Consider the following 26,555-nt stretch of genomic DNA (forward strand, 5'->3'; position numbering starts at 1 on the left):
AAAGCTACTTTTGCGATGCCTGCCAGTGACCGGGACGAACGATCAACCCTGGAGAAAGTTCACCGCAATGCACAGGCTTTCGTTTGTAGGTCAATTTCTCTTCTTCGGGCAACCTATAGATAATTAAAGCGGTTACTTGATTCGTTAAACCGGAATGTGGGTAGAAACAGGGCTGGGATGAATGTCACCGACGCTTTTGCGGTATCCTTGAATTCGCTTGAACAGGATTTCCGTGGAGCAGCTAGAATCCAGATCTTCTTCCAAAGTCAGTTTCGGGGTCTTTGAAGCCGACCTTCAGACTGGCGAACTCCGCCGCTCGGGGATCCGTATTAAGATCCAAAGCCAGCCCTTCAAAGTTCTCTCTATCCTTCTAGAAAAACCCGGGGAGATTGTTACTCGGGAAGAATTGCAGCAGAGGCTTTGGGGAGATAAAACTACTGTCGATTTCGACCATAGTCTTGGCACCGCTATTAATAAGATCAGGGAAGCACTCGGAGATTCAGCCGAGAATCCTCGTTTTGTCGAGACTCTAGCCAGGCGCGGGTACCGATTTATTGCTCCTGTCACAGTTGTCGAACCTTCTCCGGTGCCTGTCCTACCACCCGCAGAGAGTGATTCCTCAAGCAAGCTTTCTCTTGTTGAAGGTCCAACCACTTCGGAGAAAGAGGATCAAAGAGAGTCCTGGAAGATAAAACTTCTTTGGACCTTAGGCGTTTCTGTACTGCTTCTGCTTATTGCTTCTTTAGTCTTGCTGGGACGCCTTCGCCGATATCCCTCTCCTGTTCGCATAACTCAAGTGACCTTTTCTGGAAGGATCTCCCCAGGGGAACCACTACTCGAGAGCTTGCCTGGAATGGTGACGGATGGTGCCAGAATCTTCTTTCTGACGATCGAGAGAGGAAGAGCTGTTTTATCCCAAGCTTTGATCGGGATGGGGGACATCCGTACTCTGGATGTGCCCTCTTCCATCGCAGCGCCTACCATCTGTGACATTTCCCCGGATGGTTCCAAGCTGCTGGTTCGTAATCATCTGGCTCCGGAAGTAGAACAGCCGCTGTGGGTAGTTCCCGCTATCGGTGGCACTGCACGCCGTGTCTCCAGCATTCTTGTGCACGATGCGACCTGGCTTCCCGATGGCAGCCGAATTCTCTATGCCGCAGGAAACGATCTATGGATCTCGCGTGAAGATGGAGGAGAGAGTCACACCTTTGCTCATCTGCAAGGTCGTGCCTTCTGGCTACGCTGGTCTCCAGATGGAAAGAGGCTGCGCTTTTCTCTTCTGAACTCGCAGGATCATTCCGTATCGCTTTGGGAGCTTCGTGTCGATGGCTCGCATCTTCATCCGTTGTTGCCACATTGGAGCAATCCCGAGAGTGAATGCTGTGGAAGCTGGACCGCCGACGGAAAGTATTACGTATTTCAGTCCACCCACGATGGAAAGAGCAACATTTGGGGAATGGAAGATGGTCGCAGCTTTTTCCTGGCGCCTTCGGCTTTTCAGATTACAAATGGGCCAATGAGTTATCAGGCTCCAGTCCCGGCACGGGAAGGGCATGACATCTTTTTTCTCGGCTTGGAAACTCGTTTCGAATTGCTGCACTACGATGTCGGACTCAAGCAGTTTGTGCCATATCGCAATGAGCTTGAATCTGTAGGCCGGACCGAGTTTTCTCGCGATGGAGAGTGGGTAGCCTGGATTAATCCTCTAGACGGATCGGTCTGGAGAAGTCGTGCAAACGGTAAGGAGCGGCTGCAATTGACTGCGCCGCCAATGCAGGTCTTTCTGATGCATTGGTCTCCCGACAACAAACAACTTGCTTTGATGGCGAAAATGCCGGGACAGCCCTGGAAGGTGTATATAGTCTCTGCCGATGGTGGCAGTCCGAATTTGCTTCTCAATGAGAACCGAAACGAAGCTGATCCCGATTGGTCGCCGGATGGTTCGTCTATCGTCTTCGGGCGTTTGCCTGAACTGATGTCAACCGAGCCTGCACCCAAAGAGATATCCGTCGTTAATCTTCAGACAAAGCAAATAACAACCTTGCCGGATTCCAAGGGACTATTCAGTCCTCGGTGGTCGCCGGATGGTGCGCATATTGCAGCAACGCCTCTGGATCAACATAAGTTGATGATCTTTAATGTCGCACAGAAGAGCTGGACAGTTCTGGCCACGCAAAGCGTTGCAGATCCAGTCTGGGCTCATGACAGCAAATCAATCTTCTTCCATTCTTTTATGGAAGAGGGGCAGCCGATTTATCGCGCATACTTTTCTCCCAATCGAGTGGAGAAGGTAGCAGGTTTAGGAAACCTGGAATCGGCAGATATCGTTGATTACTCTTTTTCAGGACTTGCTCCGGGAGATGTTCCCCTGGTTAAGGCTCGCCGCTGGACAGCGAATATCTATTCCTTGAATCTCGAAAAGAGATAGACCTCAAAAAGATCTGGCAGACCAGGGGAGTCGGCCTGCCAGATTACGCTAGAGTGCGCAGGAGAAACTTGCTCAAACCATTGACTGGCGGAGTTTGCAACCTCAACGCCAAAGATATGCCTGAGCCCAAGCTAATCACGCTGGAAGATAACAGACGCTTGATTGAGTACGAAACTAACATTGGACTCCAATAGATGGCGATACTTCACATGTTGACGAATCGTCCTCAGTAAAAGACCCCACGAACTATTCGCAATCTGTGCTCGGACCAGTTCGCGCTTCATTATGGCTGAATCTGCCTGTTCCGTTTATCTTGTCTTATTGGAATTCCTAGAATGTGAGATATAAGGTGGTGTAACTGAGATGCAGATAGTAGCGGTTTCTTTCTGGAAAAGGTAAGCAAAGGGGTGAATGTTATCGTTGTATTCGCCTAAGAGTCATTATATTGGGCAGTTATACCATTTTCACAAATACTGTGTCCGGACGAACGAATGTTATGGGGTAGACCCAACATTGCTGTTACCAGGGGCAATTTGATCCGTCTCACCGTCGAACTGAAAGCGATGAGCTCAATATTTTGGCTTCTGTCCCTCGTCAACTAATGCATCGATCTCGAATTGAAGTTTCCGCGCCGCCTGTTGATTCAGTTTCCAAATCACTACGAAGATGCCGATCATCCCGGCGATCATGAGGCCGAAGAATGCTGCGGCAGCTCCAACATGAGTCGGATATGCGGCTAATTGGGCGAGAAACAGACCCAGAACAAACACAGTCAATCCGGGTACGATAGGCAAGAGATACCACGACCATACGCGACGTAGAAGATCGCGTTGCCGCTCAAGCTCTTTTAGATGGAATTCAAGACAAGTGTTTAGCGCCATTCCGAGGGGTTCCTCTTTTGGCGACCCCTTCTTGTAAAGCTGATATGCAACACACAGAGTACCGGCCACCGTGAGGCAAGATCCGAGACGGACGACCGGGGCATGAAATTTCCAAAAATAGTATCCGAAGATACTGACTACGAATGCCAAAGCCAGATACTCCCTGAGGTTTCTCCACTGAAAATGTCCTTGAAGTGTTCTTGCTCTCTGACGAACTTCTTCTGCTGATATTTTGATTGGCTCCGATGTCTGATTTTGCCAAGCACCTCTCATATCATTAGACATAGGTTCATTTGTCACAGCGTGCTCCTTCATGAAATTGGCGGCTGAGGATGTTTTTGATTCGGTGAATTTTAGTGGCGACGTTTCCAGGAGAGATGCCGGCAATCTCTCCAATGGATACGGCATCCAGATCCTCGAGATAGAGGAGAATGATCTGGCGGTCTAGCGGTTTAAGTTGCTGGATCAATGCCAAGAGTTGATCCAGCGCTCTTTGCCTGTCCAGGTTTGGTTAAGCCTCGTTTCGGTTGGGCAACGTGTCGAGTTCGTCGAGACTGACCAATATCCGCGATTTTGTCCGGCGATCTCGGATAACGTGCGAGGTTGCCACATTGTGTGCCACGCGATACGCCCAGGTTCTTAATGAGCATCGCCCGTCGAAGCTTGCGAGACTACGCCACAAAGCAATATGAATATCTTGCAGCAGATCACGGCAAGCTTCCCGGTTAGCTTCATAGGCCCGTGCCACTCGATCTAGAGCCGCGCCATAGCTCGTGGATATTTGTTGATAGAGGTCGTCCTGCCTGGGATCTGCAGCCGAGATGGGTCCGTTTGTGTCCATTGTCTTGCTGTGGCCTTTACCTAGATAGTCTTTCGGCTGAGACTTTTCTTACAGGTGTGGTTGGAATCTCGATGCGCGAGGCAATGTCACATGCTGCGGTGCTTATCCCTTCTCAAGAATACCTATTATGCTGCCATCAAACCGGTAATCTCGCCGCCCTCAAGACTCGGATGCTCGAACGCTGGCTGATGACAAGCCTGCTTGATGTCTTCAAGGAGGCTGACCTCCGCATCCGGTTCACCGATGCGTTCCGGAACGCCACCGCTTGGGAGAACATGGACCGCGAAATCATTCAAGAGCGGCTGCTCCTGGCACTCTATGGCCTGGGTTCGAACGCCGGCATCAAGCGCATGAGCGTCGGCCAACAGCGAACCAACCACAAAGACCCGCTCTATATTCGTCGCCGCTACATCACCAAAGACCAACTCCGCGCGGCCATCCGGGAAGTAGTCAATGCCACTTTGCGCGTGCGTTCTCCAGAGATTTGGGGAGAGGGCACGGACAGCCTGCGCCTCGGACTCGAAGAAGTTCGGCGTCTGGGACCAGAACCTGATGACCGAGTGGCCGTCAAGACTATCTTCTTGTGCCGGCATCTGAATTCGATGGAGCTGCGGCGGGAGATCAACGAAGGGCTGCATGTCATCGAGAACTGGAACAGCACCAACGACTTCATCTTCCTTGGCAAAGGCGGGGAAATGGCCTCGAACCGTGCCGACGAACAGGAGATAAGCATGCTCTCCCTGCACCTGGTCCAGCTCTCGCTCGTTTACGTGAACACGCTCATGATCCAGCAGGTTCTGGCCAAGTCAACCTGGAAAAACCGACTCAATGCTGCGGTGTACATCTGTGTGGGAATTGCTCTAGCCCAAATGGAATATCTTGTCGGCTCCGTAGACCAAGCCTAATGTCAATATCGCGATAACAATCTCTCCGATTGCCCCAACGGCAAAGGGCTTCCAACCCTGCTTCCCCAGTTCCCGCACATTGGTGCGTAAGCCAACTCCAGCAAATGTGAGGAGAAAGGCCCATCGTGAGAGATTCGCTAAGCTGGTTAGCTGCGGCTTTGTAAAGACACCTACGCTGGCTAACAATGAGATCAGCAGAAACCCCAGGACGAACTTAGGGAACTTCTGCCAGAGGAAAGCCGCTTTATTGCTCACTGCTGTCCGCTGCCCGCGGGAGGTCCAATAAAGGGCATAGCCCAGCACGACAAAGCCGATCATGGCGTTACGTGTGGTTTTTGCCAGGACCGCAACTTTGCCTGCAAGATCGCTGAAAAGGGCGCCTGCTGCTGTTGCCTCAGCAGTGTTATCGACTGCCAGTCCTGCCCATAGTCCGTATGCATGATCGCTGAGGTGCAGTGTATGACCTATCAGTGGAAATGTAAAAAGGGAAAGTGCTCCGAGAGCCAGAATCGCGGCGATTGCGAAGGAGGAATCTTCTTCATCTGCCTCGATGGCGCCCTGTGCTGCGATGATGGCAGAGACTCCGCAGATAGAAGAACCGACGGCGAGCAAAGCCGCTAGTTTTGGTGAGAGCTTGAAGGTTCGGCCCAGCCAGTGCATGAAGGTGAGAGCCAGCGCAATTTCCACGGCAACCAGCAAAAGGCTCACGCCTCCAAGATGAAGGATATCGGCCAACAGAAATCGTGAGCCAAGCAACACGATTCCGGCCTTAAGCCAGAACTCGTAAGTTGCCACTCCTGCACGAAACACTGAAGGAATTCCAATAGTATTGGAGATGACAAAACCTATCAGAATTGCCCATAAAACATACTCAATATTAGGGAGGGTGAGGTGATGTGCTTTCCCATAGTGAGAGATAAACTGTTCGATAAGCTTGCCGGAATATCCAACTGCAGCCAAGAGCAGTAAACCAGGAAGCATTCGGATGAAACCTACAGGCGTTTCGGTAACTGATGGCGACTGAGGCAGGGCGGCAGAGGATGCCATGATGTCGTCTCCTGTGCAGAGCTTAGGATTACATTCTTACCATTTGATAGTGGGGAGGATGCCGAGTCGCACGACTGCGGCAAGACCGAGGGCCAGCACTACGGCCCAAGTATCGATAGAAATGCGCGATCTTCTGGGGCTTGCAGAAGAAGCTTTGGTAGAAGAAGACATCCGGTTTCTCCTTAATTACGTATCTGTTCCAGAGACAGTTCTGAATCGGACTGTGGCGGTCTATCTGTCTCCAGATTGGAATTTTCTTGCAGCGTCCATCCCGCAAGGAGAATGGAGGGCGCTGAGATGGGGTGTACCTCTGACAGCGCTCCAAGCGTTGTACGCAAAATCGCCTGATCACGCTGTGAAGCGCGGCTTACGACGACACACGGAAGATCTGGAGATTCTCCTTGCGTCAGCCATGCTGCGGCAAGTTCATGGAAGTCTTTGCCTGGCATGTAAATCGCGCGCGTACTCGTCTCAAGCCTTTCTGTTGCAGTAACTCCATCTTCTGCTTTGTGTCCTGTTACCAATGTGACGGAAGAGGCGGAGCGACGGTCGGTAAGCGGACGTTGAACGGCTGCGGCTGCAGCGAAGGCGGCAGTAATTCCTGGAATAACTTCGAAGGGAATCTCTGCAGCCCGCAGTGCATCCATTTCCTCACCTGCGCGGCCGAAGACCATCGGATCGCCACTCTTCAGGCGTACGACACTCTGTCCGATTTGTGCGGTGCTGACCATCAGGGAATGAATCTGTTCCTGCGTTATATGCTTTGTCCCGCAACGCTTACCAACACTTATCAGCAGAGACTGCGCGCTGCAAAGGGCCAGCACCTCTTTACTGACAAGATCGTCATGGAGTACCACATCTGCAGTGGACAGTAGCGATGCTGCTTTGAGCGTCAGCAGCTCAGGATCTCCTGGACCGGCTCCGACAAGGTATACTTTTCCTTTTTCTGCTTGATTCATGTAAGCCACCAGGATTGCTCTTCTTGCGTCTGCTGCTTCTGTATAAGCTTGCGGGAGGGGCATGTCTCGGAGTCGCATATCTGCCGGTTTGCCAAATTGGCTAAGAGACGATTCCTTTCCTCTCCTGCCGGATGCGTTTGCAGTACCTCTCGCCGCAACTTACCGAGATTTTGTAGCCATTCGCCAAGATCTTCCGGAAGAGTGGCATCGATCTCCCTGCGAAGCCTCTGTGCAAAGGCAGGACTTTCGCCAGCTGTAGAGATTGCGACTTGCAGGTCTCCGCGGCGCACGACGGAGGAAAAGTAGAAGTCACAGTTTGGCGGATCATCGACGGCATTTATCGGAATATTTCTCGCATTTGCATCGGTGAATACAGCCCGATTCACTTCCGGACGATTGGTAGCAGCAATTACCAGGAATGCTCCCTCCAGATCTTCCGGTGCGTATTCTTTGAAGTGCAGGCGAATGGAGCCTGATCGCGCGAGTGCCTGTAATTCTTCGACGGCTTGCGGCGCGACGATCTCCACTATCGCTTCATATTGCAGAAGACTCTCGACCTTCTGTAACGCAACACGCCCTGCTCCTACAACCAGGCAACGACGTCCTGCTAGCTTCACAAAGATGGGAAGCAGTGGAGGATGATTACTCATTCTGCTACTCCAACCGGAGGCCGCGACGAGGCTTCATCGCGAGCAACAGATTCAACCACTGTTCCTGCCAGAAGTGTCTTGATCTCTTCATTGTTGTGCCGAGCAAAGTAGCTGCGCAAATCTTCGTTGATAGAGCGGTTACCCAGATATCCACGAAGCAGCCGTTCGATTGCATCAGGGACTTCTGTCGCGGGGCAACGATATCCGACTGGCCGGGAAGTTCCAGCATGCTTACCGAGCGCTCCGCCTACGCAAAAGTAGTAAGCATCAATCATCTTGCCGTCCTGTTTGATCTTTTTGCCTTCCATGCCAATGTCGGCGATCCAGTGCTGACCGCAGCTATTGGGGCAGCCGGTGACATGTAACTTGAGCTGCTGATCGAATTCAGGCAGTCGCGTTTCCAACTCATCGACAAGCCAGCGTGTAAATCCTTTCGTTTCGGTAATGGCCAGCTTGCAGAATTCCGTGCCGGTGCAGGCGACAGCTCCACGCCAGAAGGGAGAACCGTCGATCCGCAGTCCAGTGGCTTGCAATTCTTTGGCGAGTTCCGCGCTTTTGCTCTTAGGAACATTCGGAATAATCAGGTTTTGCATGACGGTCAACCTGACCTGTCCTGAGCCGAAACGGTCGGCAAGATCCGCTACCTGCTCGAGTTGTTTTCCGGAGAGCCGTCCGCGAAGTACTGCTGCCCCAACGTAATGAAACTCGGATTGTTTTTGCGGATGAATACCGACGTGATCTCTATAAACTTCTTCGGGGACAATTTCTGGTACAGCGGAATCGAGACGATAGCCCAACTTGCTTTCGAGCTCTTCAAGAAAGCGCTCCGGAGTCCATCCTTCCTTAAGGAAGAGATACTTCAATCGTGCCCTATCGCGGCTCTCGCGAAGTCCTTGTTGCTCCCGAAAGATCTCTGCAATGGCGAGAACAACGCTCAAGGCCTTCGATTGTGGAATGAAGGCATTCAGCTTCACTGCGATATGTGGCTCGTTGGATAAGCCGCCCCCAACCCGGATCGAGTATCCGATTTCGTCTCCGCGCTTTACTGCCGTTAATCCAATGTCGTTGATTTCAGGGTGTGAACACCACACCGGGCAGCCTGTAACGGAAATCTTGAATTTGCGGGGCAAATTATAGAACTCAGGATTTCCGGAGAGCGCACGGGATACCTCAAGAGCAAGAGGAGAAGCATCAACGATCTCTTCAGCGTCGAGTCCTGCCAAGGGGCATCCAGTCACATTGCGGACAACGTCACCACAGGCACCTTTGGGGGATAGGCCAATCTGGTTGAGCGTTTCTACGATTTCGGGAATTGATTCAATCGTGAGCCAATGGAACTGGAAATTCTGTCGAACAGTAATGTCGGCAAGATCCTTCGCGTGTTTTTGCGCAACCTGTCCCAAGGTCCGTAACTGGTGAGCGCTGATGATTCCATTGGGGATTCCGACTCGCATCATCAGATAGTCGGTAGACAGTCCTTCGCCACCCTTTCCTCCAACTGCGCCGACACCGTCGCCCTGAGTATAGATACCCCACCATTTGAAGTAGAAACCTGCCCATTCCGGCAATACACTACTGCGGCCGTTACGTGCAAATTCACGTATTTCGGCAAAAGCATCCCAGGGGTTCTTCTCACGTTTGAGGCGTTCCGCCCGCTGTGCTTTTGTTTCCTTAATTGAAGTAGATGCTTCGCTCATGGATGGAAAGTTCCTTTAAAAACGAAAACCCCGGCTGGAGATGTACTCTGCCAACCGGGGTCTCGGGTGATTAATCTTTTCGATTATGTTTCACACGCAAACACCGGCTCGGTTGCAACACAGACAGCACATGCAACAAGAAGAAGCCGGGTTGGTGATCTGAAACACTAGGGAAAGGATATTTCCAGGTATCCGGGAAGTCAATCTTCATTTGTAGTGACACGGAGCTGCCGGGAGTTTCGATCTTTTACTAGCTCTTTAGAAAGATTGGGTTTAGCTCTCCTGCAAGAGAATTTGTTCTCTTGCGGTTTTGATTGGAAGAACGTTGAGCACAGTTGACCCCTGTCGTGTTTAAATGACAGCAAGTCCGATGACGAAATCAATTTCAGTGAGCGTTGTAACCGCCGAGACTGAAGTCCGGAACAATCTGGCGGAGTTGCGACAGAAGCGTGGTATTTCGGCTGCTCAATTGGCATCTCTGGTTGGGGTTAGTAGACAGAGTATCTATGCCATGGAATCGGGCAGCTATGTTCCGAATACGGTGATTGCCCTGAAGCTTGCGAAGGTGCTCGCTGTAACCGTCGAAGAGATCTTTGTTCTTCAAGAGCGTCCTGCTTCCATCCAGACGGTTGAGGCGGAACTGCTTCTTCCCTCCGGTAGCCGAAAGGTGCAATCTGGCCAGCCGCTGCATCTATGCGATGTTCATGGACGTTTAATTGCGATGCCGGCCGAGTCGGATTCCTGGAGCCTGCCGTTAGCGGATGGCGTGGTGACGGCTTCCTCGGGGACGAAGGTGCAAGTGGAAATTCTGGGTGAAGAAGAGAAGGGCCTTGATCGCCGTCTTCTGCTGGCCGGTTGTGATCCCAGCGCACCTGTATTAGGACGTCACCTGGCAAAGCAGGGAATCGATCTCGTCGTGGTCTATCAAAATAGCTCTCAATCACTGGAATTGCTCAAGCAGGGAGTCGTTCATCTTGGCGGAATGCATATTACTGAGGGAGAGAAAGAAGCTTCAGAGCTGGCAGCGATTCACAAGATATTTGCGAAACAGCAGGTTGAAGTAATTCGTTATGCATTGTGGGAAGAAGGCATCCTTGTTCCAGAGGGGAATCCCAAAGAAATACGCGGTATTGAAGATCTTACGCGGCGGAATATCAAGATTGTGAATCGGGAATCGGGTGCAGGATGCAGGTTACTCCTGGATGTTCATCTGAAACGGCTTGGAATTTCTCCCAAATCTGTTAAAGGCTACGACCACATTGAGCTCGGCCATATCCCTGCTGCGAAACAAGTTCAGGCCGGAGAGGCTGATTGCTGTATCAGCACCCGCGCTACGGCCAGAGGTTTAGGACTTGGATTTATACCACTCGCGAGCAAGTGGTATGACTTAGTTCTATACAAGAAAAGCATGGAGTTACCGGCTATCCAGATCCTGTTACAGATACTGGGCCAAACTTCTTTTCGTAGAGAGATGGAAGGGCTCTGGGGATATGACATGCATTCCGCCGGAACCCTTCTCGGATGAACTAAAGCATTTCCCGAAATACTGTGAACTTTCCAAGTAAGGGGAAGAGCGGCTTTCTTTGGTGGAAAGCCGCTCTAACTTCTATTGCTTCGGTCTACATCTTTTCGGGAAATGCTCTGCCTAGGCAGACTTATCTGTCAGAGTCAGAGCGTCCTCTTTTGCTGGCTCTATCTCTGGTTTGTTGTCTGGAACTTCTGTTTCGGAGCCGTCCTGTTCTTCGGGTTCTTCCTTGAGGCAATAGCTCGCAATTCCAGCTTCTCTGAGTCCTATTGCGATTCTGGTTTCGAGCTCATGGAAGGCTTTGGCCTCTGTCTTGGGGGTACAAGCGAAGTGAAGCAGCTCAGGAAGCATAGTCCACCAGACAAGCTCTTCGTGAGCCTCTTTGATGAAGTACCGCTCCCCATCAGCATCATGCACTCCTGCCAGCCAACGTAGGTCGGGATCTTGCCAGAGCATCTCCGGGAGTCCCAGCTTCAACGTCAGAGGTTTCTTCTCCTCCTCGATTGCTTGCAGGATTCCAACCTTTACCCGGGCAGCTGCTTGCCAGCTTTCATCTTCCGATAGTCCGAGGATCGAGAAGCTTTTTGCCAGCGGTTCTCTCAAGTGCAGCTTGTCGAAGGCGAGCAGCGAGGCCTGTGCGCAATGATCCGGATCAATGTATTTGCCTAACAGCTTCAGCATACTAAGCGCCAATACCGGTCCCCAGACAGCTGTTGCACTAAGTGTCGGGCTGTGACTTGGCAGGACATTACGGGCTTCCGTTGACCAAACGGTAGTGAAACGACTCTCCAGATGTGGCAATCGATGGATTGCTTCTAGGTCTGAAGTAAAGAGGGTGAGAAGTTCTTTCTCAGAGGCAACGTCACCGTCGGTTTCCTCGGCCTTGCCAGCCCTCTGCAAGTACATCTTGTAGGCTTCCTGCAAGAACGTTATTCCACGTTCGGCAAGAGGTTGGAAGAACTCCTCTTCTTCCATCTTCCGCTCTCTACGCAAAGTGCTGTCGTGAGGCTGGTTTTTGGCGATATTGATGTGTTCGGAAGACTCTTCGAGCTTTCGTATCAAATCAACTTGCATGAGAGCTATCAGACTATCGTGTACCGGCTGTAACTCCAGTTTCAGGAGAGCTTCATTCAGGTCCCTTACGCCTTCCCCTCGCAAAGCATCGCAGAGCCGATCCCAGGGATGTTGTGCGTCGGCGACTAATTGTCTCCAATTCATGAAGACAGCATGTTTGTAAGCATGCAACTCCAGAGTCAATCCGCGAGAGACCACATCGGTTGAACGATGAAGATACTCAAGCCCGGAAACGATATCGCGGCAGGCGACGATAGAGTGATCGATTGGAATCTTCAATCCATCATGTAAATCACGCTGTCGCAGTATGCCGCGTTCTTTGTCCTGATATGCGGCGGAGTGATGGATGGTTCCTCTCGTCGAGGCGTAGCGGTTGTGATAGATGACCAATGCGCGATCATCGCCCCGGCGATTCGAGTATGCGAAGACATTTTCATCGACGGTTCCGTCTTCCCTCCAGAAATCGTAGAGCAGGAAGTTCTCACTCTCGGCGAAAAGAGCGCGGTTATGGAGGAGGGGCGCTACCTCCCGTTGATGCTTTTCAACGAGCCATTCGTTCGGATTTTCTTCGTAGCGCGGACGGTAGTACTCCATGCCGTACTTTTCTGTGAAGCCTTCGATCTGACCGTGGCCAAACATCGGCAATCCAGGAAGCGTTGCCATCATGGTACAGACGCCGAAGTATTTGTCTCCGGTACCGAATTGGTCGATTGCGGTGCGCTCATCGGGATTGCTCATGAAGTTGACGTAGCGCTTCAGAATACCTGGATCGAATTCCAATGTATTCTTCAAAACCAGGCGGTATTTCGCGTTCTCTTCATCGCGCAACATGTTCATGAATGCGCTGTTATAGACGCGATGCATACCCAAGGTCCGGACAAAATATCCTTCCAGTAGCCAGAAGGCTTCAGCTAGAAGGAGTGTTCCGGGAACCTCTGCGGCTACGCGGTCGACAACCTCACGCCAGAATTCATTTGGTATTGCAGCGTCGAAGTCTGCAGTAGACATGCTGCATTCGACTCGGGAAGGAATTGAATCTCCTCCACCGCCCGGGACCGGGAACCATAACCTCTGGATATGTTTTTTCGCCAGAGTCATTGCGGCGTCGAAACGAATAATAGGAAAGAGGCGAGCCACGTGGAGGATCGTCTGTATTACCTGTTCGCGAACCGCACCGCTGAGATAGTTCAGCTGGGCGGTATCATTCCATGGAAAGCTGGTTCCGTCGTTGCCGTGGTAAATGTAGCGGACGTCTCCCGTCCACTTGTCTCTACGGCGGAAGACTACGGCTGCGTCGCTTTGCTCGTAGTAATGATCCTCGATCTTAATCTCGACTCGATCATCGCGGGAGAGGTCTGGACCTTCAAAACTGTAAGCAGGGTAGGGTGCGTCTGGACGAGAAAGGAACCATTCCGGATGCTGAATAACCCAGCTGGAATCGATGCCCATATGGTTAGGCACCATGTCGCTGGCCAGGCGTATTCCATATTTTGCGGCTCGATCACGCAGATTGATATATGCCTCTTCTCCCCCGAGATCGTGCGCAATGGCGTAGTCATAGAGCGAATAGGCAGAAGCAACAGCATCCTCGTTTCCGCAGAGACGCTTGATTGTTCTTGATGCCACGCTGCGTTCCCATACACCGATCAACCAAAGGGAATTAATTCCTCTGCGGCGGAGTGTATCCAGTTCTTCGTCCGGAATTTGATCTAGCCGGTGAATGTGCCGCTGATGGTATCGCGAAAGCTGTGCGAGCCAGACATATGTGCTTTTTGCAATCAGAACGGTTGTCGGCATCCAGTCCTGGTCCGGACTGAATTTTTCATATTCATGAACCGCCGTAGAGAACTGTGGTACTTCCGAGTGGTGAGTATCGGGAAAGCCCCAGCGTGAACGGGAGCGGCGGATGCGCGCCAATTCCTCCGGTGAAGGTGGATGAAAGAGCTTCCAGATAGCTAGTTCTTCCTCTTTGAGGATGTCCGATCCGAGCACTAACCGTTCAAGGATGCTCCCCAGATAAGGGGCCCATTTGTTGCGGATAAAGGCTAACTGGTCACTCAAGGAGTTGGGTGATGCCAGGGCGGGAGCCCTGAGCATGTCCAGCAGATTTTGGTTTTCGATAAGAGGCTTGGTTTGCAAAAAAGGCCGAAGTTTCTGGATTACCCGGGTGTATTCCGTTTTTTCGGAGAGCTCGGCATCCCTAAACAGCTCTTCAAACGGCCGAAAGGCAGGATTGGCATTTGCCAGCCAGAGCAGAACCAGCTCCTCAAATGCTGCCTCTCGATGGGTAAGCTCGGCAGTTTTCCCTTTTAGCCACTCCTCTGCTGATTCTGCGCCCTGATATACGGAGGTTCCGGGAAAATGCTCCACGAAGGTGAGCAGAAGGTGATCGAGCGCTTTGGTTCCTACCTGTTGCTCATACCAGGACAGGGCATCGTGTATTACGCGGGGATCGAGTTGCTTCCGATAATAGGCAACTAATGCATGGCTGGCCTCATCGATGAGGCCCATTGCAAAGAGAGCTCCGGGCTGGAGCGAATTCTTGGGATCGCTCTCGGTGCCACGTACCTTGTTCATCCGATGAGCTAAAGCGCGGCTGGCAGATGGATTAACAAAAATGGCATTTCCATTGAATGAAAACAGCACTTCCTGAACCTGGTAACGGTTGCGTGCTTCCCGTGAGATGTGGAATTCCATCGTCGCCATGAATCTATTTACCTTTCTGCTAGTCCATTCGCGTTGCGATTCTTATACAGTTTTTTCTGGCTGGTGTGCGAGTCGCTCTAGAGATTAATGAGAATTTGAGATTTAGTGCTCATCGGTATGTGTCTCTCCAGTGATGTTCCGGAAATATTTGTTCGAGCTGTAAGTCGAGTCGCACTTTAAAGTTGGCTCTCATTGTAGTCGACCTCTGGAATAGACCAGATGTTGTCTCGGCAATTTCGTTCTCGCTGTGGAATGCTGACGGACGTTTGTTCACATTAAAACCTGGAACAATTTAGGTTCGGATGCGGATCAGGAACTGATAGTTGAGTGGCTAAGCACTGGATTCAACGATTGTCATTATCTGAAACGGAAAGCAGAGCCACTTTCACGGTTCTTTGCCAAACCATACTCGAATCTAAAATGCTCACCCCCAAACATCGGCATATGTTTCTTTCGATGTTGCATAGTTGCTCAGGGGACGTCCGCGGTGGGAAAAGTTAGGCTCTTTTAGGCGCGACGTTCGCGGAAGAAATTCCGGAGAAGTTCACTGGATTCTTCGGCTACCAGTCCGGAAGTAACCAGCATCTGGTGATTCAGTTGTGGATGGTTCAGGACCTGCAAAACCGATCCTGCTGCACCGGCCTTGGGATCGGGAGCAGCATAAATCAGCCGTTTCAGCCGCGCGTGAATCATGGCTCCGGCGCACATGGCACAGGGTTCAAGGGTTACGTAGAGTTCGCAATCGTTTAGGCGGTAGTTCCCCAATTGCCGAGCTGCTTCTCGCATGGCGACAATTTCAGCGTGGGCTGTCGGATCCTGATCTCGGATCACCCGGTTTTGTCCGCGAGCCAAAATGGTTGTCTCGCGGACAAGAACCGCACCTATAGGAACCTCTCCTGCTCGGGCAGCAGCCTGGGCTTCTACTAGAGCTTCGCGGAGGAAGATTTCGTCCGTCATTTTGCCGCCGGCTGTTGCTGGGTCATGCAGTGGAGGGCTCCCAGTCCCCAAATGAAATCTCCACAGTGGATTCCGACGACTCTGCGATCAGGAAACACGTCAGCCAAAATACCGAGTGCCTTGCGATCGTTTGGATCATTGAACGTTGGTACCAGAACCAGCTCATTTGCGATGTAGAAGTTCCCATAGCTGGCTGGCAGTCTTTGTCCAGAGAAGATGACTGGCGAGGGCATCGGCAGTTCGATAATCCGAAAGGGTTGGTTCTTCAGATTGCGCGCCTGGCGAAGCCGCTCCAGGTTTTCTTGAAGTGGTTTGTAGTTGTCGTCTGCGGAGTTTGATTCAACAACGGTGACAATGGTGTCCGGAGCGACAAAACGGGTGATGTCGTCCACGTGTCCGTGTGTATCGTCACCGGCTATTCCACGATGCATCCACAATACCTTCTCGATTCCGAGATATTGGCGGAATGCTTCTTCTAGCTGCTCTCGGCTGATACCGGGATTGCGTTGCTGCACTTCGCTCAGCAGGCACTCCTCCGTGGTGATCATGATGCCCTGACCGTTTACGTCTATCGAGCCGCCTTCCAGGACAAGACGGCGTTCCCCCCCATCTGGGAGTGGGGTAGTGGGCGTCCAGACCGGTACCTGGAGGAATTCTGCTGCCAGTGTGGGTAGCTGGTCGTCTAACTGCCAGTTGTCGTATTTTGCCCAGCCGTTGAATTTCCAATTTGTTGCTGCCAGCTTGCCGCTCGAGTCGCGGACAAAGATCGGTCCGGAATCCCTTGTCCAAACACGATTCGTTGGCCAAGTGTGAAAACTGATATTTTCCAGATTTGCCCCGACGCGATGCAGCATTCCTTCCGCACGCTTCTCCGCTACAGCATCGTTCACCGCAATATGAACTTTTTCAACCCGAGACAGATTGCGTACGATATCGGCGTAGACCCAAGGTATCGCCTGAAATTTACCTGGCCAGTCATTGGCATTGTGCGGCCAGGCAATCCAGGTTGCCTCATGCTGTTCCCATTCCGCCGGCATGCGGTAACCGAGAGAGTGCGGTGTTTGTTCCTTCGTCAAAATCATGGAGATGGTCACTTCTCCATTCCGGGGACGTCGAGGAAACGGTGCACGATTGGTCCATAAGCGTCGATACGTCGGTCACGCAGGAAGGGCCAATTGCGACGCGTATCCTCCAACAATGCCAAGTCGATTTTGCCGATGAGAATTTCTTCTTTGTCATGGGAGGCCTTTGCCAGGATTCGACCAAAGGGATCGGCCAAGAAGGATCCGCCCCAAAACTCCAGTCCTGGGCCATCGACGCGGTTGCCGCGAATATCGCCGTGCTCGGGTCCGACTCGGTTGACCGCGGCTACATAGACCCCATTGGCAATTGCATGAGACCTCTGGATGGTCTGCCATGCTTCATATTGAGCCGTTCCGTACTCTTCTTTTTCGGCCGGATGCCAACCGATTGCTGTTGGGTAGAAAAGCAGATTTGCGCCCTGTAACGCTGTTAACCGAGCCCCTTCCGGATACCACTGGTCCCAGCAAACGAGCGTGCCCACTCGTCCTACCTTGGTGTCGCAGGCGCGAAAGCCTAGATCTCCCGGAGTGAAGTAGAACTTTTCGTAGTACAGAGGGTCATCCGGAATGTGCATTTTGCGGTACATGCTGGCAATCGATCCGTCCGCATGCAGCGTTACCGCAGTATTGTGATAAAGTCCCGCGGCCCGGCGCTCAAATAGGGAAGCAACAATAACGACATTTTCCTCACGAGCGACGGCTCCCAACTTTTCGGTGCTGGGCCCTGGAATTGGCTCAGCTAAATCGAAGAGCCGAATATCTTCGCGCTGGCAAAAGTATTGTGCACGGAAGAGTTCCGGCAGGCAGATGATTTGCGCACCCTGCTTAGCTGCCTGGCGGACCAGGTCAGCAGCTTTTTCCAGGTTGGCATCTGGATCAGGACTGCAGCTCATTTGAATCAAGCCAACTCTGTAGTTCTTTACTTCAGACATGAATCGTCTCCCATGCACACGAAAGGCGCAGGCTCTAGAGCGTTTTCGCTTTTAGTATGGTCCAGCGGAATTCAGTGCAGTGTGGCCGTTCTTTGACGAAACGGCCACGCGGTCATTTGTTCCGGGTCTACAGTGAAAGCGAAATTGCTCTAGTTCAAACCCGCGCCCGACTGTATCTGCATTCTTTATTCGAAGATTAAGATTGCTGCTGCAATCGTCGTGGTCCAAAGACCACGTTTGTCGCCGATGGCAGATTGCGTCACATTAGCGGTACGAACAATTTTATTCGAAAACCTATAAATCTCTTTTTTCTCGTCCCAGCTCTTGTCTGGATCGAATTCTACGTTGAGCGTAGTTGCAAGCATCTCGGCAGCTAGCTCTTCTGCGTATTCTCCAGCCTGTTCTTCAGTTTCACCGAAGCTATGGTGCTCGCTGAGGTATCCGTAGGTATTCCGGTCCGAGGGAATGGCAACTCCGATACTGGATGCCACTAATCGATGCGCCTCACGTGTGGAGTTTTCTGCCACCACCGCAAATACTACTTCTCCGGGAGAAAGGTATTTTAGGCCTTCCTTGCGGGGAATTAGCTTCGCATTGGGTGGGAAAATCGACGATACGCGGACAAGATTTTGGGCCGCGATTCCAGCATCTCGAAGAGCAAGCTCAAATGACGTTAGACGTTCCTTATGTTTCCCTACGCCCTTTGTGAAAAAGAGGCGCTTCGGGACCATACTTTTTCCCAATTCAAAGACCCTCCGAAAAGGCAAATTAGCAGCAAATCCTTGTGGTTCCCGCATGAAAGTATCACATTCATACCCCCGGGGAAACGATTAGCCACGATTTTATGATGTGTTTTTACATGAAGAGGCGGATTTGCTTCCTAGAAGCTTTGGATGTTCCAGCTTACGGTTAGGTGCTACCTAGGTGTATGATGCCCGGTTGCTAACTTTGAGCTAGTTTGAAATTTCTTGAGAATATGCAACGTCTTCGTATTCTGACTGTTGTCGCCGTTCTGGTTTTCCTGGCTGCGCTGGCGGCCTTGGCCGCGGCCGAAGTTTTCGCCTAATCTTTGTTGACTGGTCCCAGGAGATACAGAGGTTTCTTCGGGTTGGAAATCTGCTGCCTGAATGCCCTTGCTGTGTCTCCCTGGACACAAGAAGGCAGGCCGTTTGAGGCTCGGTTTTCTTTTCAAGTGTCCCGAAATGCTACTCTGAAAGTTGCTGGCATCAGGAACAGCAAGGAGTTTTTCAGATATGACAGGATCCACGCTCGCATGAAAATCTGTTTAACCGCAGGTTCCCTGCTGCTTTCCACCCTAGTTTTCGGTAGTTTCGGTGCAATTGCTCAAGAAACTTCAATTCAAACAAACCTGAAAAAATCGAACTCGCCACAGGTAGCTGGTTCAGGAGCAAATTCTCCTCTTCTTATCCCGGTGGAATCAATTCCGGAGTCCGCTCAGGTTGGTTCTGCTTACATCCCTGTCGATAGCTGGGTCTATCCCGCGATGTGGCGTTTGTTCTCCCTCGGGTACGCAGATTCAGCGTATCTCGGATTGCGTCCATGGACGCGTCTCAGTGTGCTCAATATCCTTCGGGAGACAGCTAGCAAGCTGGAGCAAGACTCAGACAATGCTGAGGCACGAGAGATCTATGCAGCCGTTCGTAAAGAGATGCTGAGGGAAGAACCCGTAGCTGGAGATAATCTGGTCAACGATGCGCGGCTAGAGTCCGTATATACGCGTTTGGAGGGTATCTCCGGAACGCCGTTGAACGATAGCACCCATTTCGGGCAGACCATCATCAATGACTACGGGCGTCCCTTCCAGGAAGGTTTCAATAACCTGACTGGATTTAGTGTGAGAAGTGAAGCTGGGCATCGTTTCTCGCTATATTTCCGCGGTGAGTACCAGCATTCACCCTCTGCTACTGGCTATTCGAAGACAGTAGCTACCACGCTGGCGAATATCGATGACACTCCTCTTGGTCCTCGCCTTTCTACCATTCCCTTTGGCGCTATTGCTGCGCGGGACGATATGAGGGTAATAGAGGCCAACCTTTCCGCCAATTTCTTGAATCACGAAGTTTCTTTCGGAAAGAGTGACGAATGGATGGGGCCAGCACAGGGCGCCAGCATGGCATACAGCAACAATGCCGAAAATATCTATTCTTTTCGAATTAATAGGGTCGAGCCGCTTTATATACCAGGCATATCCCGCATTACAGGGCCATTCCGTTATGACTTTCTAGTGGGCAGCTTGAAGGGGCATAGTTATCCGAATTCTCCCTGGATCCATGCCGAGAAACTGAGTTTCAAGCCCACAAAGAATCTTGAATTCGGCTTCCAGCGGTCAACAATCTGGGGTGGTAAGGACCATGCGCCGATTACCTTTCACAGTTTTTTGAAGAGCTTTTTCAGCTTCCAAAATGTCACACCTGCGAAGAAGCTTTCTAGAGACGATCCTGGCGCTCGCTTTGGCTCTTTCGATTTCTCCTATCGTTTGCCGTATCTGAGAGACTGGGTGACTTTATACACCGATTCAACCGTTCACGACGATGTAAGTGCGATCAGTGCGCCTCGTCGAGCTGGATGGCGGCCGGGTGTTTATCTGGCGAAGTTCCCGCATGCGCATAATCTCGATCTCCGCATGGAGGGTACTTATACAGAGACAGTCAGCCATTCGGCAGATTTAGGGCGGTTTTTGTATTGGGAAGGTGTTCAGCGGCAGGGGTATACCAATAAGGGCTTCTTTATTGGGGATTGGATCGGCCGACAGGGAAAAGGCGGACAGGCGTGGCTTACCTACCACCTTAGCCCGAGTGAGTCTGTTCAACTGAGCTATCGGAGAGCAAAGGTATCAAAGAATTTCATCCCCGGGGGAAGTACCCAGGATGATTTCACTGTCGATGTGGTGAAGCGCCTTGGACGAGAATTCGAGGTCCACGGCTGGATGCAATACGAACAATGGAAGGCGCCTCTCATCAAGAGTGGTTCACAGAATAACGCCGTAATCGGCGCTCAGATTACCTGGATTCCAGGGAAAGCCTTACATTTCTAGAGTCCACAACCCCTGTTCAACAGATAAGCCTTTCCGTCTCGGAAAGGCTTATCTGTTTTATCGATACTTTTTGCATCTTCAACTGGCTATTGGAAATCGTCTATCAATAGAGTTTGCTGCTGCTATACCGTATCGTGAATTTGTGGCCAAAGTCATGTTGCACGGCACAACCGTTCTGGAGCTATTCGTCCTAGTGAACTCTCTTCCTGTGCCGCAATTGTCACTCGGGACTTCACGGTGATAGCCTCGAAATGCCTAGAGCATTCTCAGCGTAGCTACCTGCCGGGAGCCACGAGGAATTGCGCAGTTGTCTCTTCCGGTATGAGGCCTGCATTTTGATGGTCTCGGATGTGTGGTAACACGGGAATGCTTTTGAAACGATGCCTGGTTTGGCATTAAACGTAACTTCCTCGGAGTGTCCAGAGAGAGATGAAATCAAGCTATAACGGAGTTCCTCTACCGGCTGATGGTGAGCCCATTCAATATGCAAATGGCAGTTTCAAAATACCTGACTGCCCTATTATTCCCTTTATCGAGGGTGATGGCACCGGGCGTGACATTTGGCGAGCTTCGCAGCGTGTGTTCGATGCCGCGGTTGCTAAGGCCTATGGCGGAAAGCGCGCTGTTCGCTGGTATGAAATTTTTGCCGGGGAAAAAGCGTATCGTCAATTTCAGACCTGGTTGCCGGACGAGTCAGTGGAAGCTGCCCGCGATTTGCGTGTTTCGATCAAAGGACCACTAACTACGCCTGTAGGTGGCGGCATTCGTTCTTTGAATGTGACTCTGCGCCAGACTTTAGATCTGTATTCCTGTGTACGTCCGGTGAAGTATTACAGCGGTGTACCTTCTCCTGTAAAACATCCTGAAAAGTTGAATGTCGTTATATTCCGGGAGAATACGGAAGACGTCTATGCCGGAATTGAGTTCCGTCAGGGAACTCTTGAGGCAGAGAAGCTTATTGGCTTCTTGAACAATGAGATGTTGAAGGGTGGAAAAAAGAAGGTTCGGGAAGATTCGGGCATCGGTATCAAGCCAATTTCCATCTTCGGAACGAAAAGGTTGGTACGCCGCGCGATTGAGTTCGCGATTGCTAATGATCGCAAAACGGTGACTCTGGTTCATAAGGGCAATATTCAGAAATTCACTGAGGGTGCCTTCCGTGAGTGGGGATATGAAGTAGCCAAGTCCGAATTTCGCGATGCAGTAGTAACCGAGCGGGAGAGCTGGATCCTCGGTAATGTCGAAAAAGACCCTTCAATGACGGTCGAGCAAAATGCTGTATTGATTGAACCTGGGTTGGAATTTGCGTCTGAGAGTTTTCGGAATGAGCTATACGCTGAGGTAAAGGGTGTTCTGGACTCCATTGGCCAAACCCATGGTGGCGGTAAGTGGAAACAGAAGGTGTTGATCAATGACCGGATTGCCGATTCTATCTTTCAGCAGGTCATTATCCGTCCCGAAGAATACAGCGTCTTGGCTACACCGAATTTGAATGGAGACTATATCTCCGACGCCTGTGCGGCACAGGTCGGAGGGTTGGGAATCGCTCCGGGAGCGAATATCGGCGACGGTTATGCCGTCTTTGAAGCGACTCACGGAACGGCACCTAAGTATGCCGACAAGGATGTTATTAATCCGGGTTCAGTCATGCTCTCGGGAGTTATGCTCTTCGAGTTTCTCGGTTGGAAAGAGGCTGCTCAGCTGATTGAGAGTTCGATAGAAAAGACCATTCAGCAGAAGTATGTCACCTATGACTTCGAGAGGCAGATGCAGGGTGCTACGAAGGTAAAGACGAGTGAATTTGCCACTCGCATGATTGAGAATATGTAACGGTTACAGGTTCCCCTAAGGCCGAAGTTCCCCTTATCAACCAAAGGAGGTTTATGCGTAAGAAAGTATCGATTGTCGGAGCTGGCAATGTTGGTGCGACCGCAGCGCACTGGCTGGCAGCAAAAGAGTTGGCAGATATCGTTTTAGTGGATGTTGTCGAAGGTGTTCCCCAGGGTAAAGCTCTGGATCTGCTTGAGGCAATGCCCATCGAAAAGCGGGATTCTCTAGTAATAGGTTCGAATGACTATGCTGCTACTTCCAACTCCGACATCGTTGTAATTACTGCCGGTATTCCCCGGAAACCGGGAATGAGCCGCGATGACTTGCTACAAACCAACCATAAAATCATGTCGGATGTTGTCAGCAAGGTGGTTGCGCAGTCTCCCGACTGTATCCTGATCATCGTGTCAAATCCTCTGGATGCGATGGCTCAGGCTGCGTTCCGTCAGTCAAAGTTCAATCGTGAACGTGTGATAGGTATGGCCGGAGTTTTGGATTCGGCTCGGTTCCGCTCTTTCATTGCCGAAGAGTTGAAGGTCTCTGTTGAGAATGTAACTGCATTTGTTCTGGGTGGACATGGCGATACTATGGTGCCTTTGCCGCGCTACTCTACGGTGGCAGGTATTCCAATTACAGAGTTGATTGCTCCCGACCGTTTGGAATCTTTGGTACAGCGTACCCGTGATGGCGGCGCAGAGATTGTGAAATATCTGAAAACTGGAAGTGCCTACTATGCGCCTTCAGCTGCTGTTGCTGAGATGGTTGAAGCGATCTTGAAGGACAAGAAGAAGATTCTTCCATGTGCAGCCTATTTGAAAGGGGAGTATGGCATCAATGGATATTATGTCGGCGTGCCATGCAAGCTCGGAACCAGAGGGCTGGAACAGATCGTAGAAATCAAGTTGACAGCTGAAGAAGCAGCGGCTCTCCAGAAGAGCGCAGATTCGGTTAAAGAACTCTGCGACGTGATTGGTGTCTAGAGCGGATAACTAAAATCCTTCGGCCATTGCGACCGGCTGCTCTTGCTGAGATGTTTAATATCGGTTCGCGCTGGTTTGATGAAGAGAGAGAAAAAGGCCCATATGTGTGGGCCTTTTTCTCTCTCGTTCTTGGTATTGCTATACCGATTTCACAAAATACTAGACTATGTCCGGATAAACATTTGTGCGGAGCGGCTTTTCTTGACGGAAAAGCCGCTCCGTGTCCAGTTCTTTCGGATATACCCATTGTGAAAACGGTCTAGACGCGTTCAATTGTCAAAGTTTCAATTGTGATCGCTTTATGTGGCTTGTCCTGAGCATTGCGGGGAGCCTGCGAGATCTTTTCTACAATCTCGTAGCCTTCTACCACTTCGCCAAAAATCGTGTGCCGTCCTGTGAGCCACTCTGTTGGTGCTACGGTGATGAAGAATTGAGAGCCATTTGTATTTGGTCCCGCATTGGCCATAGCGAGCTTCCCCGGGATATCGAACTTGTAGGGTGATCCCTTGGTCTCATCTTCAAAGCGGTAGCCCGGCCCTCCGAAACCTGTGCCGGCAGGATCTCCCCCCTGAATCATGAACTGTGGAATGACACGATGAAAGACGCTCCCGTCGTAGAGCTTATTCGTGCTTTTTTCCTTGGTGACAGGATGTGTCCATTCCCGTTTGCCCTCGGCAAGCTCGATAAAATTAGCGACGGTTTTTGGGGCATCCTTTTCAAACAGGCGGCAAACAATCTTGCCTTCGCTGGTATTGAAGACGGCGTATGTGCCGGGTTCAAGGGACATAACTTCTCCTATTCTTGATTACTGTTTTGGAGCTGCGGTGGAACTTGGAGTTGGCGCAGGTGACGGCGTCGCCGGCAAAGGCGGCATTGGCTGTCCCTCTCGTACGATCGTGACTTTCTTAAGAACAACCGGCTCCAGTGGTTTGTCTTGACCATCCCGAGAAACTCTGGCGATCGAGTTAACCACAGAAACACCCGATTCATCACATTGTCCGAAAATGGTGTGGCGCTGGTTCAGATGTTCCGTAGGAGCCTCAGTGATGAAGAACTGTGAGCCATTTGTGTTGGGGCCGGAATTGGCCATTGCCAACCGTCCAGGAACATCGAAGTTGAGGCTGGGATTAAATTCATCTGCAAAGAAATACCCCGGATCGCCCATTCCTGTTCCTGTCGGATCGCCACCCTGAATCATGAAACCTGGGATAACCCGATGAAAGATCGTGCCGTTATAGAGTGGCTTGCCATGGATTTTCTTATGATTGACCCCGTCGACCCAATCTTTGGTTCCCTCTGCCAAAGCAATGAAGTTAGCTACTGTTTCCGGTGCCTGCTGATCGAATAGCTTGCACGTGATACGACCCATGCTTGTGTCCAAAACCGCAGTTGGGCCTGTTGGCTGTACCTGAGGTTGAATTTGGGCGCCGGGTGCATCTGGCAGCTCTTCAGGCTTCTGAGTTGATTGCTGAGCGCTGGCAGCTGTACATGCCAGCACAAAGGCAAGAAGGGAAGACATCACTTTCATGCTTTCAGAAGACTATAGCGTTTTCGTATTCAATGTAAACCCAGGGCTAAGGCCCGTATCGTCATGCCCGACTGGGAAGTTCTGAACGTTTGCGGTGTAAATACGGGCGGATAGGTCCGTGAAAAGAGTTGAGAGGCGCTTTTTGAGGCGAAGCGCCTCCTCTGGCTTGTATTACTACTTCTTTTCGAAAGGCTGTTTTTCAATAATTCGAGGGCGATTCTGAGTCTGCAGGTCACGGCTTACCCGTTCAACTTCCCGAAACACACGGAGCAAGTTTCCGCCCAGTATTTTGCGGCAATCTTCTGCGCTATAGCCACGCTGCATCAAAGCTGCGGTGATCTTTGGCAGGTCAGCTGCGGAATCGATTCCTTCGGGTAAGGAGCTGATTCCATCAAAGTCAGAGCCCAGCCCCACGTGATCGATCCCTGCAACCTTTGCGATGTGGTCGATATGATCGATTAGCACATTGAATGGTGGACGTGGAATTTTGGCTGACCATTCTCTTTCAAGTGCATATACGGCGTTGTCGTCGACTGGTTTGCCCTCGGCTTGATATTTTGCTTTGAGTGCATCAATCGCAGCTTTTCGCTCCGGGGCTTGCTTGGCATACGCGTCGCGGTATTGGGGGCTTAGAAATCCTGAATAGAAATTCACCATTACCACTCCGCCATTTACACCGACAGCATGAAGCATCTCATCGGTCATGTTACGGGGAACGTCGCAAAGGGCACGTGCAGAGGAATGGGAAGCAATGACCGGGGCTCGGCTAATGACCAGGGTTCGGTAGAAGGTTTTGTCTGCTACATGTGAGACATCCACCATCATGCCTAAACGGTTCATCTCATAGACGACATCCTTTCCGAACTCATTCAGTCCCTCTTCTGTGTGAGGAACTTTGGAATCAGTAATATCCCCAGAAGAGTCCGCCCATCCTATGGAGTTTGTCCAGGTGAGGGTCATATAGCGGACGCCGAGCCGATAACAATCGCGAAGCAGGCCAATGTTATTTTCGATGGAATGACCGCCTTCTATTCCCATCAGCGCAGCTAATTTGCCTTCAGTATGAGCTCGCTCGATGTCCGCCGGGGAGAAGGCCAGCTTTATGCGGTCTGGGTGTTTTGCCGCCTCTTGATACACACTATCGATGAGTGCCAAAGTGCGGTGAGCGTACTGGCCCTTAAAGCGTTCTGGATCAACCCATATTGAGAAGAACTCGGCTCCAAGATTGCCTTTTCGGGCTGAGTCCAGATTGAGGTGACCCCCCTTGAGGGCGTCGGCAAGATCATAATTCTCGTCAAGTAAACGTTGCGTTGTATCGGCATGCGTGTCGATGACAATAGCACTGTGGTGAACCTGTTCTGGAGTCAAGTGCTTTGAGACCGCTTTCTTTGAGACGTTTTGAGCCGTTGTAACGATTGAGACAAACAGAAGGGCTGCGATGGCAACTGCGCTTCGGGTCTTCATATTCGTATGCAAAG

At 51.2% G+C, this 26,555-nt stretch carries 22 protein-coding genes; 6 read left to right on the forward strand and 16 right to left on the reverse strand.

Annotation, left to right across the window (positions count from 1 at the left end):
- Positions 1–232: 232 nt before the first annotated feature.
- On the forward strand, positions 233–2,428 hold the full coding sequence (locus tag AC6I7T_RS20945; protein ID WP_497789542.1) for a winged helix-turn-helix domain-containing protein: 2,196 nt from the start codon (positions 233–235) through the stop codon (positions 2,426–2,428).
- 569 nt (positions 2,429–2,997) lie between these two features.
- Here the strand turns inward: AC6I7T_RS20945 and AC6I7T_RS20950 are convergent.
- The 3 genes from AC6I7T_RS20950 to AC6I7T_RS20960 all read right to left on the reverse strand — a co-directional run bounded on the left by AC6I7T_RS20950 (position 2,998) and on the right by AC6I7T_RS20960 (position 4,150).
- Positions 2,998–3,309 carry a hypothetical protein gene (locus tag AC6I7T_RS20950; protein WP_497789543.1) on the reverse strand — a complete coding sequence of 104 codons (312 nt, stop codon included), beginning with the start codon at positions 3,307–3,309 and terminating at the stop codon, positions 2,998–3,000.
- 289 nt (positions 3,310–3,598) lie between these two features.
- Positions 3,599–3,784 (reverse strand): RNA polymerase sigma factor, encoded by a 186-nt coding sequence (locus AC6I7T_RS20955; protein ID WP_497789544.1) that lies wholly within the window; start codon positions 3,782–3,784, stop codon positions 3,599–3,601.
- A gap of 36 nt (positions 3,785–3,820) precedes the next feature.
- A complete protein-coding gene (locus AC6I7T_RS20960) occupies positions 3,821–4,150 on the reverse strand; it encodes an RNA polymerase sigma factor (RefSeq protein ID WP_497789546.1) in 330 nt (109 codons plus the stop codon).
- A gap of 71 nt (positions 4,151–4,221) precedes the next feature.
- On the opposite strand from AC6I7T_RS20960, the gene AC6I7T_RS20965 reads away from it, so the two are divergent.
- On the forward strand, positions 4,222–5,055 hold the full coding sequence (locus tag AC6I7T_RS20965) for a Tn3 family transposase (protein ID WP_497789547.1): 834 nt from the start codon (positions 4,222–4,224) through the stop codon (positions 5,053–5,055).
- On the opposite strand, the gene AC6I7T_RS20970 is transcribed toward AC6I7T_RS20965, so the two are convergent.
- From AC6I7T_RS20970 to cobG, 5 genes are read right to left on the reverse strand one after another with little or no spacing between them, the layout of a single operon-like run.
- The gene (locus tag AC6I7T_RS20970; protein ID WP_497789548.1) at positions 5,011–6,102 is read right to left on the reverse strand and encodes a YeiH family protein; all 1,092 of its coding nucleotides are present in this window, start codon (positions 6,100–6,102) and stop codon (positions 5,011–5,013) included. The genes AC6I7T_RS20965 and AC6I7T_RS20970 overlap by 45 nt on opposite strands.
- A gap of 36 nt (positions 6,103–6,138) precedes the next feature.
- Positions 6,139–6,273 (reverse strand): hypothetical protein, encoded by a 135-nt coding sequence (locus AC6I7T_RS20975; RefSeq protein WP_497789550.1) that lies wholly within the window; start codon positions 6,271–6,273, stop codon positions 6,139–6,141.
- 11 nt (positions 6,274–6,284) lie between these two features.
- Entirely contained in the window at positions 6,285–7,061 is a 777-nt protein-coding gene (cobA, locus tag AC6I7T_RS20980) for a uroporphyrinogen-III C-methyltransferase (RefSeq protein ID WP_497789551.1), read from the reverse strand.
- Positions 7,058–7,711, reverse strand: a complete 654-nt coding sequence (locus tag AC6I7T_RS20985) for a precorrin-2 dehydrogenase/sirohydrochlorin ferrochelatase family protein (RefSeq protein WP_497789552.1) — start codon at positions 7,709–7,711, stop codon at positions 7,058–7,060. Before AC6I7T_RS20985 ends, cobA begins: the two co-directional genes overlap by 4 nt.
- Entirely contained in the window at positions 7,708–9,408 is a 1,701-nt protein-coding gene (cobG, locus tag AC6I7T_RS20990; RefSeq protein ID WP_497789554.1) for a precorrin-3B synthase, read from the reverse strand. The genes AC6I7T_RS20985 and cobG overlap by 4 nt, the downstream gene beginning before the upstream one ends.
- Before the next feature lie 370 nt (positions 9,409–9,778).
- On the opposite strand from cobG, the gene AC6I7T_RS20995 reads away from it, so the two are divergent.
- Complete coding sequence (locus AC6I7T_RS20995) at positions 9,779–10,933, forward strand: XRE family transcriptional regulator (RefSeq protein WP_497789555.1); 1,155 nt, start codon at positions 9,779–9,781, stop codon at positions 10,931–10,933.
- Positions 10,934–11,053: 120 nt separating this feature from the next.
- Here the strand turns inward: AC6I7T_RS20995 and AC6I7T_RS21000 are convergent, their stop codons facing one another.
- The 5 genes from AC6I7T_RS21000 to AC6I7T_RS21020 all read right to left on the reverse strand — a co-directional run bounded on the left by AC6I7T_RS21000 (position 11,054) and on the right by AC6I7T_RS21020 (position 18,415).
- Positions 11,054–14,713 (reverse strand): alpha-amylase family protein, encoded by a 3,660-nt coding sequence (locus AC6I7T_RS21000; protein ID WP_497789556.1) that lies wholly within the window; start codon positions 14,711–14,713, stop codon positions 11,054–11,056.
- A gap of 507 nt (positions 14,714–15,220) precedes the next feature.
- A complete protein-coding gene (gene tadA, locus AC6I7T_RS21005; protein ID WP_497789557.1) occupies positions 15,221–15,670 on the reverse strand; it encodes a tRNA adenosine(34) deaminase TadA in 450 nt (149 codons plus the stop codon).
- Complete coding sequence (locus tag AC6I7T_RS21010; protein ID WP_497789558.1) at positions 15,667–16,752, reverse strand: agmatine deiminase family protein; 1,086 nt, start codon at positions 16,750–16,752, stop codon at positions 15,667–15,669. Before AC6I7T_RS21010 ends, tadA begins: the two co-directional genes overlap by 4 nt.
- A gap of 8 nt (positions 16,753–16,760) precedes the next feature.
- Positions 16,761–17,684 (reverse strand): carbon-nitrogen hydrolase, encoded by a 924-nt coding sequence (locus AC6I7T_RS21015; protein ID WP_497789559.1) that lies wholly within the window; start codon positions 17,682–17,684, stop codon positions 16,761–16,763.
- A gap of 185 nt (positions 17,685–17,869) precedes the next feature.
- Positions 17,870–18,415 (reverse strand): pyruvoyl-dependent arginine decarboxylase, encoded by a 546-nt coding sequence (locus tag AC6I7T_RS21020; RefSeq protein WP_497789560.1) that lies wholly within the window; start codon positions 18,413–18,415, stop codon positions 17,870–17,872.
- 542 nt (positions 18,416–18,957) lie between these two features.
- Here AC6I7T_RS21020 and AC6I7T_RS21025 point away from each other — a divergent pair.
- The 3 genes from AC6I7T_RS21025 to mdh all read left to right on the forward strand — a co-directional run bounded on the left by AC6I7T_RS21025 (position 18,958) and on the right by mdh (position 23,549).
- Positions 18,958–20,739, forward strand: a complete 1,782-nt coding sequence (locus AC6I7T_RS21025) for a capsule assembly Wzi family protein (protein WP_497789562.1) — start codon at positions 18,958–18,960, stop codon at positions 20,737–20,739.
- A gap of 429 nt (positions 20,740–21,168) precedes the next feature.
- A complete protein-coding gene (locus AC6I7T_RS21030; protein WP_497789563.1) occupies positions 21,169–22,569 on the forward strand; it encodes an NADP-dependent isocitrate dehydrogenase in 1,401 nt (466 codons plus the stop codon).
- 53 nt (positions 22,570–22,622) lie between these two features.
- The gene (gene mdh, locus AC6I7T_RS21035; RefSeq protein ID WP_497789564.1) at positions 22,623–23,549 is read left to right on the forward strand and encodes a malate dehydrogenase; all 927 of its coding nucleotides are present in this window, start codon (positions 22,623–22,625) and stop codon (positions 23,547–23,549) included.
- A gap of 259 nt (positions 23,550–23,808) precedes the next feature.
- Here mdh and AC6I7T_RS21040 read toward each other — a convergent pair whose 3' ends face one another.
- The 3 genes from AC6I7T_RS21040 to AC6I7T_RS21050 form a co-directional block, all read right to left on the reverse strand.
- Complete coding sequence (locus AC6I7T_RS21040) at positions 23,809–24,336, reverse strand: peptidylprolyl isomerase (RefSeq protein WP_497789565.1); 528 nt, start codon at positions 24,334–24,336, stop codon at positions 23,809–23,811.
- An 18-nt stretch (positions 24,337–24,354) separates the two neighbouring features.
- Positions 24,355–25,068 carry a peptidylprolyl isomerase gene (locus tag AC6I7T_RS21045; protein WP_497789567.1) on the reverse strand — a complete coding sequence of 238 codons (714 nt, stop codon included), beginning with the start codon at positions 25,066–25,068 and terminating at the stop codon, positions 24,355–24,357.
- Positions 25,069–25,251: 183 nt separating this feature from the next.
- A complete protein-coding gene (locus tag AC6I7T_RS21050; RefSeq protein WP_497789568.1) occupies positions 25,252–26,541 on the reverse strand; it encodes a dipeptidase in 1,290 nt (429 codons plus the stop codon).
- Positions 26,542–26,555 lie beyond the last annotated feature (14 nt).

The organism is Humiphilus diazotrophicus (genome assembly GCF_059726315.1).

Bases quoted from the DNA above. Each gene is read 5' to 3' on its own strand.
- AC6I7T_RS20965 (WP_497789547.1), top strand. From the start codon at position 4,222: ATGCGCGAGGCAATGTCACATGCTGCGGTGCTTATCCCTTCTCAAGAA.
- AC6I7T_RS20975 (WP_497789550.1), bottom strand. From the start codon at position 6,273: ATGTCTTCTTCTACCAAAGCTTCTTCTGCAAGCCCCAGAAGATCGCGC.
- AC6I7T_RS20960 (WP_497789546.1), bottom strand. From the start codon at position 4,150: ATGGACACAAACGGACCCATCTCGGCTGCAGATCCCAGGCAGGACGAC.
- AC6I7T_RS20985 (WP_497789552.1), bottom strand. From the start codon at position 7,711: ATGAGTAATCATCCTCCACTGCTTCCCATCTTTGTGAAGCTAGCAGGA.
- tadA (WP_497789557.1), bottom strand. From the start codon at position 15,670: ATGACGGACGAAATCTTCCTCCGCGAAGCTCTAGTAGAAGCCCAGGCT.
- cobG (WP_497789554.1), bottom strand. From the start codon at position 9,408: ATGAGCGAAGCATCTACTTCAATTAAGGAAACAAAAGCACAGCGGGCG.
- AC6I7T_RS21040 (WP_497789565.1), bottom strand. From the start codon at position 24,336: ATGTCCCTTGAACCCGGCACATACGCCGTCTTCAATACCAGCGAAGGC.
- mdh (WP_497789564.1), top strand. From the start codon at position 22,623: ATGCGTAAGAAAGTATCGATTGTCGGAGCTGGCAATGTTGGTGCGACC.
- AC6I7T_RS20970 (WP_497789548.1), bottom strand. From the start codon at position 6,102: ATGGCATCCTCTGCCGCCCTGCCTCAGTCGCCATCAGTTACCGAAACG.
- AC6I7T_RS21000 (WP_497789556.1), bottom strand. From the start codon at position 14,713: ATGGCGACGATGGAATTCCACATCTCACGGGAAGCACGCAACCGTTAC.
- AC6I7T_RS21015 (WP_497789559.1), bottom strand. From the start codon at position 17,684: ATGTCTGAAGTAAAGAACTACAGAGTTGGCTTGATTCAAATGAGCTGC.
- cobA (WP_497789551.1), bottom strand. From the start codon at position 7,061: ATGAATCAAGCAGAAAAAGGAAAAGTATACCTTGTCGGAGCCGGTCCA.
- AC6I7T_RS21030 (WP_497789563.1), top strand. From the start codon at position 21,169: ATGAAATCAAGCTATAACGGAGTTCCTCTACCGGCTGATGGTGAGCCC.
- AC6I7T_RS21050 (WP_497789568.1), bottom strand. From the start codon at position 26,541: ATGAAGACCCGAAGCGCAGTTGCCATCGCAGCCCTTCTGTTTGTCTCA.
- AC6I7T_RS20950 (WP_497789543.1), bottom strand. From the start codon at position 3,309: ATGGCGCTAAACACTTGTCTTGAATTCCATCTAAAAGAGCTTGAGCGG.
- AC6I7T_RS21045 (WP_497789567.1), bottom strand. From the start codon at position 25,068: ATGTCTTCCCTTCTTGCCTTTGTGCTGGCATGTACAGCTGCCAGCGCT.
- AC6I7T_RS21010 (WP_497789558.1), bottom strand. From the start codon at position 16,752: ATGATTTTGACGAAGGAACAAACACCGCACTCTCTCGGTTACCGCATG.
- AC6I7T_RS20995 (WP_497789555.1), top strand. From the start codon at position 9,779: ATGACGAAATCAATTTCAGTGAGCGTTGTAACCGCCGAGACTGAAGTC.
- AC6I7T_RS21025 (WP_497789562.1), top strand. From the start codon at position 18,958: ATGAAAATCTGTTTAACCGCAGGTTCCCTGCTGCTTTCCACCCTAGTT.
- AC6I7T_RS21020 (WP_497789560.1), bottom strand. From the start codon at position 18,415: ATGGTCCCGAAGCGCCTCTTTTTCACAAAGGGCGTAGGGAAACATAAG.